Below are 17,894 nucleotides of genomic sequence, written 5' to 3'. Positions count from 1 at the left end.
TTTGAAGACAATCGAAGTAGTTGGAGCAGTGATCATTAATGAAAGCAATCAAATTCTTTGTGCTTTAAGATCTAAGACGATGTCTATGCCAAATCACTGGGAGTTTCCTGGAGGGAAAATAGAAAAAGGAGAAAATAAAGAAGAAGCATTAATACGAGAAATTGATGAGGAGCTGGGTTGCTCGATACACGTGAAAGAAAAAATAGCAGATACACATTATCAAAATGAGTCTTTAGTCGTTCATTTACATACATATATCGCTAACATTATTGACAGGATACCAGTGGCCCGGGAGCATGCGCAGTTAAAGTGGGTAAGTGTTGCTGAGCTTAATAAATTGAACTGGGCACCTGCGGATCTTCCAACAGTTCAATGGCTCCAACAAAACGTGGGAATCAGGGATTAGCGGTCGGAATCATAGTAATGTATGAAGAAAACGGCATCTCTTATTGAGCTACCGTTTTACCTTGTAAATTGAAGCATTTTTCCATTGCCATAATATCTACAAAATGACCGTCTAATTTCCCTTGATTATAAAAAATACCGACTTCGCGGTAGCCATTTTTTCGATAGAGAGCTTGTGCTAGCGCGTTATGTGGAAAAGTAAATAAGATTATTTTATAAAAATGATTGGCCCTTGCAATTTGATCTAAGCTCTTCAATAGTTTGCTACCAACACCTTGGCCGCGATATTCACGATGAATGTAAATTGACAAATCGGCAACTCCATCATACGCAGAACGAGTTGAATACGGATTGAGAGAAGCCCACCCGACAACCTTACCATTTATTTCAGCGACGATAACAGAATATCTCCCTTGGTGTTTGGTAAACCATTCTTTCATATATGTAATGTCTTTAGTGTCTGTTTCTAATGTAGCAATTCGGTCTTCTATTCCTTGATTATAAATGATACGTATTACTTCTAAGTCTCCTTCGATAGCTAGTCGTGTCAAAATCTGCTTTTCCATAGCCTTTATGTCCTTTCAGTTTATTTTTAATCAATTATGTATGTTAACAATAACATAACTTAGGAAATAGTTTGAATATATGATTAGTAGTCGTTAAAATAGAGGTTGACTGTATAATCGTATCATAATATTTTTTTCCTTACGTTTATAGGCTAAAGTTATACATAATAGGAACCGCATATCAACCAGGGGAGGAACATTTATTGAGTGTAATGAGAACCATCGTCGGAATTTGGAAAAGCTCAGAAGAAACAAGTGAACAACCCAAAGTACCCGAATTAAAAACACGATATTATCGAAAAAGTCGAGAAGCGATGATTGAGCACGTTACAAGGTCAATCAACCAAAAGTTCACAGGATGGAAAATAAAAAAAGTAGATACTGAACGTGGAGAATTGATTATTGAAAAAGTACAAGGAACTCCATTCTTAATGGTCGTTTCTATTTTCAAGATTGATCCGGTCAATTGTGCGATCGATGTACATTGTTCAAAACAAGGTACTTTAGGTGATTTTGGACAAAGCTATAGATACATTCAACATTTTTTTAACACTTTATCTTTATAAAAAGCTGTTTTCGTAAACTTTGTTGCTATTGGACCGTTTTTTGAACATAAATCAGCCCTAATGGACAAATTCATTTGTCCATCTGGCTGATTTATGTTCAAAGGCTTCACGCCAAAGCGTGAAGAACCAAGCTTTCCTTTGGTTAACGGTCCAATAGCTAAAAGCAACAACCTTTTAGAAAAGAGCCTTATAAAATGAAGAAAACCCCTTTTAACATTCGTTTATTGTGTTAAAGGGGTTTTCCACTTATAAAAGAGAAAAATAATAAAACATAGGAAGTAAATCAATAATGTGACAATACCAAATTCAGAAGGAAGGAATAACCGAATTATCATACTTAAAGCTAACGCTAAGTAAAGAAAGCTAAGGAGCTTTTTCATTTCATCATTATTAAAGAAATTGGTTAATTTGGCTCCTAATGGACTGCCGAAAAAGGTTCCTGCAATTAACACAAGCCCTACCATGTATTCGATTGATGTTGTTAACGAGTACTTAACAAAACCGACAAGAACTATGAGTACAACTGATGCAAGACTTGTCCCGACCGCAACACTTACAGGAAATTTCAGTAATCCAATTAAAAGAGGTACAATAATAAACCCTCCGCTTACTCCTAGCATAACAGAAAACATACCTGCGATTAATCCAATTCCTATAAAATATATGTATGCTGGCAAAAATGGTTTACGTTGCTCTGATAAATTTTTTATTACAGGGCGTTTGATCCACAAAAAAGAAGCAAAGGTAAGTAAAAGTATAATAAAAACGAATGGAATAATGACTTCGGCCAGACGGTGCCTTTCTAGAAAAAGGACAAATGGTTGAGTGATTTGAACAGCAATGATCCCTGCTATAGAAATCATACTCGCTTCTTTCCAGCGAATATTTTTTAACCGTAAATGAGCAAAAGTCCCGAATAAAGATGTGGATAATGATAGCATTAAGCTCGTTCCGATGGCTACTGTCGGTGGGGTTCCTAAAATAAGTAATAAGGGTGCTAATATGACACCTCCGCCAATACCAAACAAACCGGAAAATGTTCCAATAATAAGACCTATAATAGCAAATATGACTAGCTCCATAAAACCCTCCTCTCCTATTTAAAAAAATAACTTCAAAACATGAACTGAATATTAAGCTAGCATGAAATTATGGCAAATTTTATTTAGCGAGACAAGCGAGAAGAAAATCACACATAAATTATCCCAGTAGTAATATCTTCATTGTACCTGTTTACTATTTTCTAATGCAAGAATCTTTCTAGTGCAAGAATCGGGAAGTGAAAAGTGGATCATACTCTTATTTGGGAATCTACTTTTCATAATATGTAGTATGGTCTGATTCAATCGAATTTTCAGATGAAGCAAGTAATAAAGCAGAAGAGGATGAAATTTGTCAGGTCATTAGAGACTCTCAAGTTAGTGCAGAATAGTATAGTGCAATTATATGTATTTTGCTGCACTCATAAAAAGAAAGAAAGCGATAGATAAAGACATCCCTAAAACTAAGGTTTTTTCTTGTCGGTCTAGGCCTTTCCATTTCGCAATCATGAGATTACCTCCTAAATGGTTTGTTCTAGCCTATGTAGAAATCTAGTAATTTATTACACACTTAAGATAAGAAAAAATATTAATAGAGTAGTGTCAGGCACCTTTCACAAAGTACTGTGCGATAGGTCCCTGACACCGTTTTAGTTTGGATACTTAGGGTTATGATGGATATTTTTTCTATAGTTCACCATGTATTTGTGGAAGAACCATTCTCCTCCCGTAATGAGCAAAGCAGAAATAAAGGCGACGAAAAACGGAATTCTCAGGCCTTGTAATAGTGGTCCGATGATCCAAATGAGCCAAGTAGCAATGAATAAATCAGCTAAAGTGGCAACTACATTGTTTGAAATTTTTAAAATATACAAATCCCCAACAGCATAGCTTACTGCTGCAACTAAAATTCCGATACCTATCGGTGTCCAAACGGGGTAGTTATAGGCGACGGACATAACAAGAAGTAGTACAATGAGTGTCATAGCCATTTTGATTAAAATAGGGTTTAAATGTTTAAAAATAATAACCACTCCTTAATTTTTTCATTATCGTTAGTATGTACAATGGTTAGCGAACTTATTGAAAAAATGATTGAAGTGTTTTTAAAGGAACAATATTCGACCATACTAGTAGCAGAAAAGGACGGACGGCTAATTGGACACATCTTAGCCAAAGGTGGAGTATGTGAATGAGTATTACATGTCAAAATTATTGGATAAAATAAAAAGCTCTTTTCTCAAAGATTGTTGCTTTTAAGCTTTTGGACCGTAAGCCAAGCGGATGCTTGGCTCTTCACGCATAGCGTGAAGGTTTTGAAAATAAAATAGCCGTTCAGACAAATGAATTTGTCTTGAAAAGGCTATTTTATTTTCAAAAAATGGTCCAAAAGCAACAAAGTTTACGAAAACAGCCAAATAAAAAGCTTACACATACGGTTATTATCGTATAAAATAGATAAGTCTTTGTTTATTCTTTATTAATGTTAAATTTTACAGAAGGATTAAAGACATTCAATTTTCACGGTACTTAAATCATGTTTTACAAAATTAAAAATACTGTTTTAAAAATGAAAGGATGGTTCACTCTTGAATCCTTTTTCACATAAGATCGTTGAATTATTAGCACCTGTTGGTAATTGGAATTGTTTACGTGCAGCAGTCGCTAACGGGGCAGATGCTGTTTTTTTTGGTATTGGTAAATATAATGCCAGAGTCCGAGCCGATAATTTTCAAATCGAAGAGCTTCCTCATATTATGGCGTATTTACACAAATATAATGTACGTGGTTATGTAACGTTTAACATTTTAGTATTTGAAAATGAGTTAGAAGATGCAAGACAATTAGTAACTGCATGTATGGAAGCGGGAGTAGATGCGTTGATCGTCCAAGATATGGGGCTCATGCATATGATCCGTGAAATGTCTCCTGACTTCCCGATTCATGGCTCGACACAAATGACAGTTACTTCAGCGGAGGCTGTTGAGTTTCTTGCTCCTTATAACATTGAAGTTGTTGTTTTAGGACGTGAAAATAACTTAAAACAAATTAAATCGATTTCGAATAAGACTGAAACACCGCTCGAAGTATTTGTTCACGGAGCCCTCTGTGTTTCCTACTCAGGACAATGTTTAACGTCAGAAATGTGGGGCGGACGTTCTGCAAACCGTGGGGAATGTGCACAAGCCTGTCGATTGCCGTATGACTTGATGGTTGATGGAGAAAGAAAAGAAATGGGCAACATCGCTTATGTTTTATCACCAAAGGATCTCGCAGCGATTGACTTAGTACCGGAGCTTATTGAAGCTGGGGTTTCTTCATTTAAAATTGAAGGTCGTCTCAAATCACCAGAATATGTGGCGAATGTCGTTAGTAAATATCGTAAAGCGATTGATGAATATATGGCTGGAAGTGATTACCGTCCATCCGTTGAAGAAATTCGTGAATTAGAGCAAAGCTTTAGCCGCGGATTTACACATGGATTTTTAGAAGGGACGAATCATAAAAAACTTCTTGATGGCACATTCCCGAAAAAACGTGGCGTTTATTTAGGTACGGTTAAAAAAGTATTAAAAGATGCCGTTCTTTGTAATCTTGAAGCACCGCTAAAACGTGGTGATGGGCTCGTATTTGATGCGGGGCGCCCAGAAGAAAAAGAAGAAGGCGGCCGAGTGTATGATCTTCGGAAACGTGGAGAAAAAATACCGGGAGAAGTGCCTTTTGGCTTAATCGAAATTGTTCCTGGACGTCACGATGTGAACTTAACAAAGGTTAAAGTTGGCGATAAAATTTGGAAAACGAGTGACCAAGAGCTTGAAAATCGTCTCCGCAAAACGTATGAAGGTGAAATGACATTTAAGCTTTTCCCTGTAAGCATTGAAGCTAGCGGCGAAATAGGCAAACCTTTAGTGACGAAATGGACAGATCTTGTTAACAGTAATTCTGTCATTGTCCGTTCAGAAGTTGAGCTTGATAAAGCAATGAAACGTCCACTAACAAAAGAGTATTTAGCAGACCAATGGGGTCGTTTAGGCGGAACAATCTATGAATTGAATCAATTAGTGCTTCAATTAGAAGGTGAATTAATTGTTCCCGTAAAAGAGCTTAATCGCATGCGTCGTGTGGCGGCTGAGCAATTACTACAACTTCGAGAACAGCCTCGCCAATATAAAATTAATGATAAAGACAATATTGTTTCAGCAAAAAGAAATCGATCACGAAAAGTTGCAAATAGTGAGCTAATCGCTTTATGTCGTACGATGGAACAAGTGGAAGCGGCTTGTCAGACAGATGTTCATTATGTATATGCCGACTTCGAGTTTACGACCGATTATCCTGATGCAGTTAAAGTAGCAAGAAAATATAATAAAGCAATTGCTTTAGCGACACCAAGGATCCACATGCCTGGAGAGAATGGGATCTTGAATGGAATTTTAAAAGCGAATCCAGATGCCATCCTTGTACGCAGCCTAGGAGCGGTGCAGTATTATACTTCTCAACAGTTAGACATCCCACTGTTTGGAGATTTTTCATTAAATATTGCGAACCACAAGGCAGCAGAGCTGTTTATACATCGTGGTTTGGATCGAGTAACTCCTTCGTACGACTTAAATGTACAACAAATGGTTGATATGCTTGAAGTATCCCCGACTGATCAAATGGAGCTTGTTATTCATCAGCATTTACCGATGTTCCATACTGAGCATTGTGTATATTGTACATTTTTAAGTGAAGGTACTGACTTTACAAACTGTGGACGTCCTTGTGAAGAACATCGAATTTCGCTTCAAGACCGAGTTGGCTTTTCTCATCCCGTCCGTGTTGATATCGGATGTCGTAATACCGTTTATAATGCGATTGAACAATCAGGAGCCGAGTATTTGCCACAATTTTTACAATTAGGCATCCAACATTATCGCGTCGAGTTTCTTGAGGAAACAGGTGAAAAAGTAAAAGAAGTTCTTTCACTATACCGTGAAGCATTAGACGGGAAACGTTCTGGAAGTAGTGTTTGGAGAGAGTTAAAAGCAACGAATCAATTAGGAGTAACCCGTGGACAACTGATTAAAAAGTAATATGTAGCCGATGAGTTTTCTCATCGGTTTTTTTCTTTGGCTGTTTTCGTAAACTTTGTTGCTTTTGGACCATTTTTTACGCTATGCGTGAAGAGCCAAGCATCCGCTTGGTTTACGGTCCAAAAGCTAAAACCAACAATCTTTGAGAAAAGAGCCTTTTTTTGACATATGGAGATATAAATTTGAGTTTCATCGATAAATCGTGTTTTTAAAATAAAAATGGTATGATATGAATAGTATTTATAGAGGGTGGAGGAACGAATGAAAGATAATGAAAATGGTAATATAGAAGAACATGAATATGAGGAACCACGACCAGAGGACTTCCTATTTGATGAAGAGGATGAAGATTCTGAAGGCGTTGAGAAACAAAAAAGACGCAAAGCATTTATGATAAAAACGGGTGCTATCGTTATATCTTTTTTTCTAGTGATCAATGTGTTAGGTGTTTGGTTCAATATGTTTAGTTTAGATGCACTTCAATTTTTGCGAAAGTCAAATGAACTATCAGAGCAAGAAGATATTCAATTGTATAAAGAAGCAGTAGTTACGATTCAAGCTGACCATGCAAAAGGGACAGGTTTTGCTGTCTCACCTGATGGATTGATTATTACGAACCACCATGTTATCGATGGAAAAGGAAAATTTATAGTTAGTTTTCCGAATGGTGATTTATATGAAGGAACTGTTATTGATTCAAATGAAGAACTAGACTTAGCGTTTGTGCATGTTTCAGCAAATGATGTTCCATATCTTACATTGGAAGATAAAAGTGGCAAGATTGGCGATGAAATTTATGTAATTGGCAACCCATTGATGCACTCACAAATCGTAACAAACGGACAAATTATTGAAAATGAAGATCGATTACAAGTATTAAAAATATCAGCACCGATCTATAGCGGTAATAGTGGTAGTCCTGTTATCAATGAAAATGGAAAGGTAATTGGGGTAGTTTATGCACGAACAGTTCCAAGTTTACTGGATGAAGAAAGCTCTGTCGGCCTAGCAGTACCTATTCAATATGTTAATGAAGAATTAGAACGACTTGTATTTGAATAGATAGATAAAAAGGAGAGAGGGGATTAGATGGATAAAATCGCAGTTATATCAGATATACATGGAAATACTCCTGCATTACATGCTGTGTTAAAGGATATTGAAAAACGGCATATCACACATATTATTTGTCTAGGGGATTTAGTTGGAAAAGGGCCGCATTCGAGTCTGTCCATTGATATAATTAAAGAAAATTGTGAGAAAGTTGTAATGGGGAACTGGGATGATATTATTACGAAGGAACCAAAGTTTGAAGCATTACGTTGGCATCAACAGCAATTACGTAATGATCAAGTGAATTATCTAAAAAAGCTACCTTTCTCGGTAGATTTTTATATGAGTGGAAGGCTCATTCGTTTATTTCATGCATCACCGAGAAGTGTTTTTGAACGAGTTCAGCCATGGGATTCTCTAGAAAAACGCTTATCGCTTTTCACAAATTCGGAATTAACTGAAAACCTTGCTGATGAAAAAGAACCAGACGTAGTCGGCTATGGCGATGTTCATAATGCATATGTGCAAAATCTCCAAGGTAAAACTTTATTCAATTGTGGTAGTGTCGGAAACCCGTTAGAAATTACGCAAGCTTCTTATGCGATTTTAGAGGGAGAATATCAGTCAGAACAATTAAGGAGCTTTTCGATTCAATTTGTACGAGTTCCCTACGATATTGATTTAGCTATACAGCAAGCAAAGGATGTAAATATGCCAGAACTAGAAGATTACATCAAAGAGTTAACGACTGCAAGATATCGCGGTCTAAAAGATTAATAAGGATTGAATTACGCTTATTGCTTTTATAACCGGTGTGGGTATACATTTTAAAGTGAACCGTGATTATGAAAGGAGGTGATTACTATGAAAGTAGATTCTAACGAATTTGAACGGTGCATGCAAATATTGATGGATGCAGAGGAGGAAGGAGAGTTTATTTTAAATAAAGAGATAATAAACACTAATACAGAACACTAGAATATATCCTTATTACAATGCTATAAGGATTCATTTTTATCTCATATATGTAAATTACATATATGAGTTGTATTCTAATTTGGTTTCCTTTAAAGGAAAAGGGAACTAAAGAAAAGCTAAAGAGGATAGAAAAAGCATTTTTAGCTTTATTCTATCCTCCTTTTTTAAGAAATTATAACTCTTCAAATGATGTCTAGCTTCAGCGTCCAGCGTCCAGCGTCTAGTGGACTTCGCTGCTCCTCCTTACGATAAGTCAACATCGCCTCGTTAGCACTCGCCGTGTTTCCTTTATCTCATACGGGGGAGCTCCAGTCCATACACCGCTAAACGGGCGCTTGTGCTTTTCATGTCTAGCTTCAGCGCCTGCGACAGGCGATTATGCACTTGCAGCTTCTAGATACTCATCATAAGTCATCAGTTTGTCAATAATTGTACCTTCTGGAGTAATATCAATAATACGATTTGCAATCGTTTGAATAAATTGATGGTCATGAGAAGTGAAAATCATGGAACCTTTATAGTTTATCAAGCCATTATTTACGGCTGTAATGGATTCTAGGTCTAAGTGGTTCGTTGGCTCGTCTAATAATAGAACGTTAGCGCCACTTAACATCATTTTCGAAAGCATACAACGAACTTTTTCACCCCCAGATAATACGCTCGCTTTTTTCATAACTTCTTCACCAGAGAAGAGCATTCTTCCAAGGAACCCTCTTAAGAAGCTTTCACTTTGGTCATTCGGTGAAAATTGCCGTAACCAATCGACTAGGTTCAAGTCGCAGCCTTCAAAGTATTTAGAGTTATCTTTAGGGAAGTACGCTTGAGATGTCGTTAACCCCCATTTATACGTTCCACTATCAGCTTCCATTTCACCCATTAAAATTTTAAATAAAGTCGTTTTCGCAATTTCGTTCGTTCCTACTAATGCAACTTTATCGTCTTTATTCATTGTAAAGCTTACATTATCTAATACCTTTACGCCGTCAATCGTTTTTGTTAAACCTTCAACACGGAGTAAGTCATTTCCGATTTCACGTTCTGGTGTAAAGTGAACGTATGGGTAGCGACGGGATGACGGCTTGATGTCATCTAAGGATATCTTTTCTAATGACTTTTTACGAGAAGTTGCTTGTTTTGATTTGGACGCATTTGCTGAGAATCGAGCAATAAAGTTTTGTAGCTCTTTAATTTTTTCTTCTTTTTTCTTATTTTGATCTTGTGCCATTTTCAGTGCTAGTTGGCTTGACTCGTACCAAAAGTCATAGTTTCCAACGTAGATTTGAATTTTTCCAAAGTCTAAGTCAGCAATATGCGTACATACTTTATTTAAGAAGTGTCGATCATGGGATACAACAATAACAGTGTTTTCAAAATTGATTAAAAACTCTTCTAGCCATTGAATCGCTTGAATGTCTAAATGGTTCGTCGGCTCGTCAAGTAATAGAACATCAGGCTTACCGAATAAAGTTTGAGCTAATAATACCTTTACTTTATCGCCACCTGTTAACTCTGCCATTTTTTTATAGTGAAGATCTTCACCGATTCCTAACCCTTTTAAAAGGATAGCAGCTTCAGATTCGGCTTCCCACCCATTCATTTCAGCGAATTCACCTTCAAGTTCAGCGGCTTTAATACCATCTTCATCACTGAAATCTTCTTTCATGTAAATGGCATCTTTTTCTTGCATGACTTCGTAAAGTCGAGCATGTCCCATAATAACCACTTTTAAAACTTCAAAATCTTCATACTCAAAGTGATTCTGTTTAAGTACCGCTAGCCGTTCACCTGGGTTCATATGAACTTCACCTTGCTGTGGTTCAATTTCACCTGACAGTATTTTTATAAACGTTGATTTACCAGCGCCATTTGCACCAATTAAACCGTAACAGTTGCCAGGCGTAAATTTAATATTTACTTCTTCAAATAGTTTTCTATCTCCATAACGTAAACCTACATTTTGTACTGTAATCATTTATATAAAACCCTCCAAAAACAATATCTATGAAATTATACCATTAATTAAAGTGATAAAAAACTAAAGAACATTATGACCGTCAATTAAATACACTATAAGAAATAAGAGTAACAGTAAAAATAATTATTTTTTTTCAAAAAAACAAATACAAGTTGACAGGTAGGAATTGTTTGAATAATATATAATTAAGTAAAAAAAGATTAATAGTCTTCAATATATATCTGATTTAAAGAGATTAGAAATACAGCTATAATAAAACGAATAAGAATAGTATGATTTAAAAGGGGATGAGTGGTATGTTAAAAGCAGTATTTACAAATTTTAAGAAAATGTTTGTTGAACACTATACTTCAACAATTGCACCATATCACCTCTTATTTAATGAACGATTTATGGAACGCTATACGTCTTTTTATTCTTGGCATCAATTTATTCGGAATAGTTACTTAGATACTACAAACTTCCAAGATATGATTGAAGCTCATAAAGAAGAATGGGATCAATTTATTGCAAGAACGACACATTTTAACTCATGGAGTGAAATGTTAAATAAAGCTGAGGAACAATACGTTCTAGAACGACCTCATGGACCTTATCTATTTATGTAATGACGAACAAGGCTGACATTTTAAGTCAGCCTTGTTTCTTTTCAACCTTATCAGTAAAGGATGTTATAGCACTTTGAGCTAATAGGTGGAGTGTGGCATCGTCCATAGGTGGATTATGAAGACCCGCTCGGACGTCTCGGTAATAGCGCTGCAATGGACTGTTTTCGGATAGACTTCTCGCTCCTACAATGCGCATGGCCTTATCGACTATTTTTATGGTCGTGTTGGTAACGACGTGCTTCACTGCTGCAAGATCAGGTATCGTTATCGTTTTGTCTTCAAGCTGATCCCATTTGTCTGCGACTGATAACAAAAAGTGTCGCGCGTGCTTTAACTCTAGTTCCATTTCACCGATTTGTCTTTGCACATTCGGTAATTCGATAATCGTATGGTTGAGACTATTTGGTTGATAAGAGCTTGCAAACTTAATCGCATAATGGCTTGCTGCTTGTGCAATTCCTAAATAGCAGGCCGGTATATGAAGTAACCAACCATTTGCTTTTTGTTTCGGCCTTGCAGAGACAATTTCTAAGAGGTGATCTTCGTCAATTTTTACATCTTCAAGAATAAGATCATGACTTTCTGTTGCTCGCATGGCGATACTATTCCACGTTTCCTCAATACGCACTCCTTGTGTATCACGAGGAATTAAAAATTCTCCAATTTTATCATCACCATCTATGGCTGCAGACACGAGAAAAAAATCGAGGACAGGGGCCATCGTTGTAAATATTTTTCTTCCGCTAATTCTCCAATAGTTATGTTCTTTAATAACAGTGGTTTGCGGTTTGCCACCTCGAGTAGGTGAACCAGTTTGTGCTTCTGTTGCAGCACGATTCAATAAGGCATGCTCATTTACTTTCGCCATGACAGCTGCGTACTTATCTTTAGGCCACGGCCGAGTGGTAGCAAGGTCTAAAATGATTCCGACATGCCAACCAATCGAGAGCGCAGTCGATCCGCAGCCTTGGGCTAAACGTTCATGTAATAACACAAATTCGTAAAGAGTAGCCCCTTTTCCGCCAAATTCCGTTGGCAATGTAAGAGTTGTATATCCAGCTTGTTTTAATTCATTAATATTTTCAACTGGAAATGAACCTTCTTGATCATATTTTTGAGCTCTTTTGGCAAATTTGTCTGCTAATTGACCAATTTCATTGTATCGTTGTTCTTGTTCAACTGTTTTAAAAAACATTTTTTGCACCGCCTCTTAGTTCCTTACCTATTAACTACCATGAGTACAGGAAGAATGCAAATTTTATGGCTTTAAGTAATGAATTTTCTCTTGCGAATTAATGGAGTGTTTACAAATTAATACTTAATACGGGTTAGGGGAGGATGAGCAGTGTGACTATCCAACGGACAGTCACACTGTTCAAAAATAATCTTATAAGACTAATGGAGATTTTGACAGGTCAAAAGAGTGTGCTTGAATAGGTTTTATATTTTCTCGATTTGCAAGAAACTCAGGGCGCGGAGAAAGTTGTGAATATGGCGTCTCTAATTGATTTTTAATACTATTAAATACAAAAAACACATTACTGCGAGGGTATGGTGAAATATTTCCATTCGAACCGTGCATGATATTACATTCGAAAAATAAAACGGAACCTGCAGGACCCGTTGCTCGATCAATTTTTCCTCCTTTTTCAAGCAACCACTTTAGACTTTGTTGGTCGGGAACGCCGAACTCTTGTTTTTTCAAGGATTGTTGATAATGATTTCCAGGTGTCCCGCTAGAACATTGAACATAATATTGATGTGAACCCGGTATTAACATGAGTGGACCGTTAAATTCATAGTTATCGGTTAGAATGATTGAACAACTAACAGCACGCATACGAGGCATCCCGTCTTCAACATGCCATGTTTCGAAGTCAGAGTGCCAGTAAAACTCCTTCCCTTTGAATCCAGGTTTAAAGTTAATTCTCGATTGAGTTATGTACACCTTGCTACCGAGTAGCTGTTGAGCAATGTTGACTAATCGTTCATGTGAAGATAACCTTTGAAAGAACTCTGTATTTTTGTGTACATCAAAGACGGATCGTATTTCTTCACTACCTAGCTCGCGAATAATATGTGATTCATCGACTGTCCTATAATCGTCCATTGTTTGTTTCAGTTCTTTGCGTAATATATCTACTTCTTCATCTGAAAACATTTTTTCGCAAAGTAAGTAACCATTTTTCTCATAAAAGTTTAAGTCTTCCTGCTTTAATGGACCACTGTCCTGATGAATGTTATAAAGGACTGGATCTTTTCTTTTAATAATCGATGGAGTTTCGCTTATTCTTGAAGGATATAAATCAGTCATACGTATCAAGCTCCTTTTTAGAAAATTTTTCAGACAAAACTGCACCTTAAAGGTTTTTCCACGAACTATTATATTGACTTAGCATCACTTACTCAAACCTGCTATTAATGAATGTCACTTTTCTACAGCGGCTATAATGTTAATATTCAGAAAAAATAAATTACTAAGTAAATTTTACTCTCGTTATCACGATGTATCTCTACCAATTGGTTCCATTATGCGATTTTAAATGTCGGTACTACTTGATAATAAACAAAGCAAAAAACGCTCAAGATCATTGATCTGAGCGCTTGGAATTAGGTTAAATTACTTTTGTCGTCCACGATTCACAATTCCATTTTTCTGTCACGATATCATTGTAAAACTCAGGTTCGTGGCTAATCAACAGAATGCTTCCTTTATAGGCTTTCAATGCACGTTTTAGTTCTTCTTTTGCATCGACATCAAGGTGGTTCGTTGGCTCATCAAGTACGAGTAAGTTCGTTTCGTTGTTAATCAGTTTACATAGTCGTACTTTTGCTTTTTCTCCACCACTTAAAACCATAATTTTACTTTCGATATGCTTTGTCGTTAAACCGCATTTCGCCAGCGCTGCACGAACTTCCGCTTGGTTGTAAGATGGGAACTCACTCCACACTTCGTCGATGCAAGTATTGTGGTTATCACTTTTTACTTCTTGTTCAAAATAACCGATGTGGAGATAGTCTCCACGTTCAACCGTTCCAGACACCGGTTTAATTTCACCTAAAATACTACGTAATAACGTCGTTTTCCCGATACCATTTGCTCCGTATAAAGCGATTTTTTGCCCACGTTCCATACGAAGGTTTAATGGTCTTGATAGTGGTTCATCGTATCCAATGACAAGGTCCTTCGTTTCAAAAATCACCTTTCCAGACGCACGCGATTCTTTAAAGTTAAACTCTGGTTTTGGTTTTTCTTTTGCAAGTTCAATCACTTCCATTTTGTCAAGTTTTTTCTGGCGTGACATCGCCATATTACGTGTTGATACACGAGCTTTGTTTCTTGCGACAAAATCTTTAAGCTCAGAAATCTCTTGTTGCTGCTTTTTATAAGCTGCTTCTAATTGTTGCTTTTTCATTTCGTGGACTTCAAGGAAGTGGTCGTAATCACCGACATAGCGGTTTAATTCTTGGTTTTCCATATGATAAATAAGATTGATGACACTATTTAAAAACGGAATATCATGCGAGATTAAGATAAAGGCATTTTCATACTCTTGTAAATAACGTTTTAACCATTCAATATGCTGCTCATCCAAATAGTTGGTCGGCTCGTCCAATAGTAGAATATCAGGCTTTTCTAGGAGTAGCTTAGCAAGTAGGACTTTCGTACGCTGGCCACCACTTAAATCATCGACATCACGGTCTAAGCCAATATCAGTAAGTCCAAGTCCTCTAGCGATTTCTTCTACCTTTGCATCGATAATATAAAAATCATTGTTTGTTAATATATCTTGGATTGTGCCCGTTTCTTCTAATAGTTTTTCTAGCTCTTCAGGAGATACTTCTCCCATCTTATTGAAAAGCTCATTCATTTGTGCTTCTAGATCAAATAAATATTGAAACGCACTTTTTAAGACATCGCGCATCGTCATCCCTTTTGAAAGGACGGTATGTTGATCTAAATAACCAACACGCACACGTTTCGACCATTCAACTTTACCAGCATCGGGTTGTAATTTACCCGTAATAATATTCATAAACGTCGATTTACCTTCGCCGTTTGCACCAATTAGACCGATATGTTCTCCCTTTAAAAGCCGGAAGGATACATCGTTAAAAATAGCACGGTCACCAAAGCCGTGACTCAAGTTTTTCACAGTTAATACACTCATGAATGACAACCTTTCTTTCTAAATGAATTATAGATTATGAATGATTTATTTTTACACCTTACCTATTATAAAACGAATGAAACTATTTTAACATACTTAGAAATTATCCATTTTTATTGAAGGTGGAAGTTTGGAAAAAAACAAATTTTCCTTTAAAATGAAATAAGCAGTTGTTGGGAAGGAGTTAGTTCATGAATGCAAAAGCAGTCCAGTTTTTAAAACAGTATTTTGGCTACGAAATGTTTCGTAAAGGCCAGAATGATATTGTTGAGAAGGTGTTAGAAGGTAAACACACACTAGGAATTATGCCGACAGGTGGCGGGAAATCCATTTGTTATCAGGTTCCAGCACTCATATATACAGGGATTACTATTGTGGTATCACCTCTCATTTCATTAATGAAAGATCAAGTAGATGGATTGAATCAGCTTGGGATCACGAGTACATATATTAATAGTTCTCTATCTATAAGTGAATTAAATGAACGACTTGATAATATGAGGAATGGGGAATATAAGTTAATTTATGTTGCGCCTGAACGACTAGAAGACGAGCGCTTTTTTCGCTTATTGAATGAGATGCCGATCTCACTTGTTGCAATCGATGAGGCACACTGCCTTTCGCAATGGGGACACGATTTTCGCCCAAGTTACTTAAAGATTTCATCACTTATCAGACGCTTGCAGACGAACCCAGTCGTTTTAGCATTAACAGCAACAGCTACTCCTCAAGTTAGGGAGGATATTTGCCGTCATTTACATATTGAAGACGAGAATACGATTGTAAATGGTGCAAGGAGAGAGAACTTATCCTTACAAGTTGTAAAAGGACAGGACAAACTTTCTTATGTTTTACAATACTTAAAAAAGCATCAGGCGAGCTCTGGAATTATTTACGCTTCAACTAGAAAAGTAGTTGATCAGTTATATGAAAAGTTAACGGAAAAGGGCATCGCTGTTGGAAGGTATCATGCAGGGTTAACGGATCAAGAGAGAGCAAAGTATCAGAATGACTTTATTCGTGACAATATTACTGTAATGGTTGCAACGAATGCGTTCGGGATGGGAATTGATAAAAGCAACGTGCGGTTTGTACTTCATTACAATTTACCGAGAAATATTGAAGCGTATTATCAAGAAGCAGGGAGAGCAGGAAGAGATGGTGAAGAAAGCGAATGTGTCCTCCTCTTTGCCCCTGATGATATTCGCATTCAAAAGTTTTTAATTGAACAGTCTGATATTGAAGAAACAAGAAGAACGAATGAATATAAAAAGCTACAACAAATGGTTGATTATTGTCATACCGAGTCATGTCTTCAACAATACATAGGACAATATTTTGCTGATGATGAATTCGAAAAATGTAATAAATGTACAAATTGCTTGGATGATGGTGAAACTACCGATGTAACAAGAGAAGCGCAAATGGTTTTTTCGACGATTAAAAGAATGAGAGAAAAATTCGGGAAAACGATCGTTGCTCAAGTGTTAGTTGGTTCCGAAAGTAAAAAAGTGAAAGATTTTAAACTCGATCAACTATCGACTTATGGTCTTCTTAAAACGTGGACAGGGAAAAACGTTTCACAGTTTATTGACTATCTGACAGCAGAACAATTTTTAAAGCCATCAGAAGGAAATTTTCCAACGTTGCGCTTAACAGAAAAAGCGGTAGCCGTTTTAAAAGGAGAATTACAAGTTTATCGAAAAGAAAAAGTCCAACACGTAACCATCGAAGAAAATAATGAAATTTTTGAGAGTTTACGCAAGTTGCGTAAAGAGATCGCGGATCAAGAAAAAGTACCACCATATTTAATTTTTTCAGATAAAACACTACGTGAAATGAGTCGGACGATTCCTGCAAGTACGGAAGAATTATTAGTAGTTAATGGGGTTGGACGGCAAAAGTTAGAGAAGTATGGTGCTAAGTTTTTAGACGCTTTAGTTCCTTTTCAAGACCAAAAAGGGGAAACACCGATCATAAAGACGAAAAAAACATCCTCAAAAGTACCAAGCCACCTCGTAACATACGAGATGTATGAGCAAGGAATTACCGTAAATGAGATGGCTGAGAAAAGGGAGTGTACTAGGGAAACAATTTTGTCTCACCTAGAAAAGTGTTATGATGAAGGAAAAGAGGTTGATCTCCGTCAATTTGTAAACGAACGACATGAACAATTGATTGAGGAAGTTATTGCTTCGATCGGTGCTGAACGCTTAAAACCGATCAAAGAAAACTTACCAGACGAAGTAACGTATTTTGAAATCCGGTATGTGATTAATAAAAGAATAGGACAAATTTAATAGAAAAAATTGGTGACATGAGGCTGTCTCATAAATATCTACGTTTCTCATTTTCTTGGTAGAGGTGAGGATACATAGAATTTAAGGTAGTCTCTATTTTTGTAGAATGAGAAAGTATAAATTACGAGAATGAATACGCTTTCTAAAATAGGAAT

At 36.6% G+C, this 17,894-nt stretch carries 15 protein-coding genes; 8 read left to right on the top strand and 7 right to left on the bottom strand.

Features of this window, described 5'->3' with window-relative positions; genetic code table 11:
• Position 1 precedes the first annotated feature (1 nt).
• Entirely contained in the window at positions 2-406 is a 405-nt protein-coding gene (locus tag J0N78_RS06355; protein WP_209122198.1) for a (deoxy)nucleoside triphosphate pyrophosphohydrolase, read from the top strand.
• A gap of 40 nt (positions 407-446) precedes the next feature.
• On the opposite strand, the gene J0N78_RS06350 is transcribed toward J0N78_RS06355, so the two are convergent.
• The gene (locus J0N78_RS06350) at positions 447-971 is read right to left on the bottom strand and encodes an arsinothricin resistance N-acetyltransferase ArsN1 family A (protein ID WP_209122197.1); all 525 of its coding nucleotides are present in this window, start codon (positions 969-971) and stop codon (positions 447-449) included.
• 203 nt (positions 972-1,174) lie between these two features.
• Here J0N78_RS06350 and J0N78_RS06345 point away from each other — a divergent pair, with 203 nt between their 5' ends.
• On the top strand, positions 1,175-1,537 hold the full coding sequence (locus J0N78_RS06345; RefSeq protein ID WP_209122196.1) for a hypothetical protein: 363 nt from the start codon (positions 1,175-1,177) through the stop codon (positions 1,535-1,537).
• Between the two features lie 221 nt (positions 1,538-1,758).
• Here J0N78_RS06345 and J0N78_RS06340 read toward each other — a convergent pair whose 3' ends face one another.
• Both J0N78_RS06340 and J0N78_RS06335 read right to left on the bottom strand, forming a co-directional pair.
• Positions 1,759-2,619, bottom strand: coding sequence for a sulfite exporter TauE/SafE family protein (locus J0N78_RS06340; protein ID WP_209122195.1), 861 nt, complete (start codon positions 2,617-2,619; stop codon positions 1,759-1,761).
• A gap of 608 nt (positions 2,620-3,227) precedes the next feature.
• Positions 3,228-3,611: a DUF2512 family protein gene (locus J0N78_RS06335; protein ID WP_209122194.1), complete on the bottom strand. Its 384-nt coding sequence runs from the start codon at positions 3,609-3,611 to the stop codon at positions 3,228-3,230.
• On the opposite strand from J0N78_RS06335, the gene J0N78_RS06330 reads away from it, so the two are divergent.
• From J0N78_RS06330 to J0N78_RS06315, 4 genes are all read left to right on the top strand, one after another.
• Complete coding sequence (locus J0N78_RS06330) at positions 3,591-3,773, top strand: hypothetical protein (RefSeq protein WP_209122193.1); 183 nt, start codon at positions 3,591-3,593, stop codon at positions 3,771-3,773. The genes J0N78_RS06335 and J0N78_RS06330 overlap by 21 nt on opposite strands.
• Positions 3,774-4,166: 393 nt before the next feature.
• Positions 4,167-6,653 carry a U32 family peptidase gene (locus J0N78_RS06325; protein ID WP_209122192.1) on the top strand — a complete coding sequence of 829 codons (2,487 nt, stop codon included), beginning with the start codon at positions 4,167-4,169 and terminating at the stop codon, positions 6,651-6,653.
• A 261-nt stretch (positions 6,654-6,914) separates the two neighbouring features.
• A complete protein-coding gene (locus J0N78_RS06320; protein ID WP_209122191.1) occupies positions 6,915-7,715 on the top strand; it encodes a S1C family serine protease in 801 nt (266 codons plus the stop codon).
• Between the two features lie 27 nt (positions 7,716-7,742).
• Positions 7,743-8,483, top strand: a complete 741-nt coding sequence (locus tag J0N78_RS06315) for a metallophosphoesterase family protein (RefSeq protein WP_209122190.1) — start codon at positions 7,743-7,745, stop codon at positions 8,481-8,483.
• 577 nt (positions 8,484-9,060) lie between these two features.
• On the opposite strand, the gene J0N78_RS06310 is transcribed toward J0N78_RS06315, so the two are convergent.
• Positions 9,061-10,656: an ABC-F family ATP-binding cassette domain-containing protein gene (locus J0N78_RS06310; RefSeq protein WP_209122189.1), complete on the bottom strand. Its 1,596-nt coding sequence runs from the start codon at positions 10,654-10,656 to the stop codon at positions 9,061-9,063.
• 299 nt (positions 10,657-10,955) lie between these two features.
• On the opposite strand from J0N78_RS06310, the gene J0N78_RS06305 reads away from it, so the two are divergent.
• The gene (locus tag J0N78_RS06305) at positions 10,956-11,267 is read left to right on the top strand and encodes a hypothetical protein (RefSeq protein WP_209122188.1); all 312 of its coding nucleotides are present in this window, start codon (positions 10,956-10,958) and stop codon (positions 11,265-11,267) included.
• 25 nt (positions 11,268-11,292) lie between these two features.
• Here J0N78_RS06305 and J0N78_RS06300 read toward each other — a convergent pair whose 3' ends face one another.
• From J0N78_RS06300 to J0N78_RS06290, 3 genes are all read right to left on the bottom strand, one after another.
• A complete protein-coding gene (locus J0N78_RS06300) occupies positions 11,293-12,471 on the bottom strand; it encodes an acyl-CoA dehydrogenase family protein (protein ID WP_374193881.1) in 1,179 nt (392 codons plus the stop codon).
• 183 nt (positions 12,472-12,654) lie between these two features.
• On the bottom strand, positions 12,655-13,581 hold the full coding sequence (thpD, locus tag J0N78_RS06295) for an ectoine hydroxylase (RefSeq protein WP_209122186.1): 927 nt from the start codon (positions 13,579-13,581) through the stop codon (positions 12,655-12,657).
• A 301-nt stretch (positions 13,582-13,882) separates the two neighbouring features.
• Positions 13,883-15,439 (bottom strand): ABC-F family ATP-binding cassette domain-containing protein, encoded by a 1,557-nt coding sequence (locus J0N78_RS06290; protein WP_209122185.1) that lies wholly within the window; start codon positions 15,437-15,439, stop codon positions 13,883-13,885.
• A gap of 191 nt (positions 15,440-15,630) precedes the next feature.
• On the opposite strand from J0N78_RS06290, the gene recQ reads away from it, so the two are divergent.
• Positions 15,631-17,739, top strand: a complete 2,109-nt coding sequence (gene recQ, locus J0N78_RS06285) for a DNA helicase RecQ (RefSeq protein WP_209122184.1) — start codon at positions 15,631-15,633, stop codon at positions 17,737-17,739.
• Positions 17,740-17,894 lie beyond the last annotated feature (155 nt).

This window comes from Alkalihalobacillus sp. BA299 (assembly GCF_017745675.1).
Taxonomy (GTDB): Bacteria; Bacillota; Bacilli; order Bacillales; family Bacillaceae_F; genus Alkalihalobacterium.
Note: the sequence above shows the minus strand (reverse complement) of the source record. Positions and strands in the feature narration are given on the sequence as shown.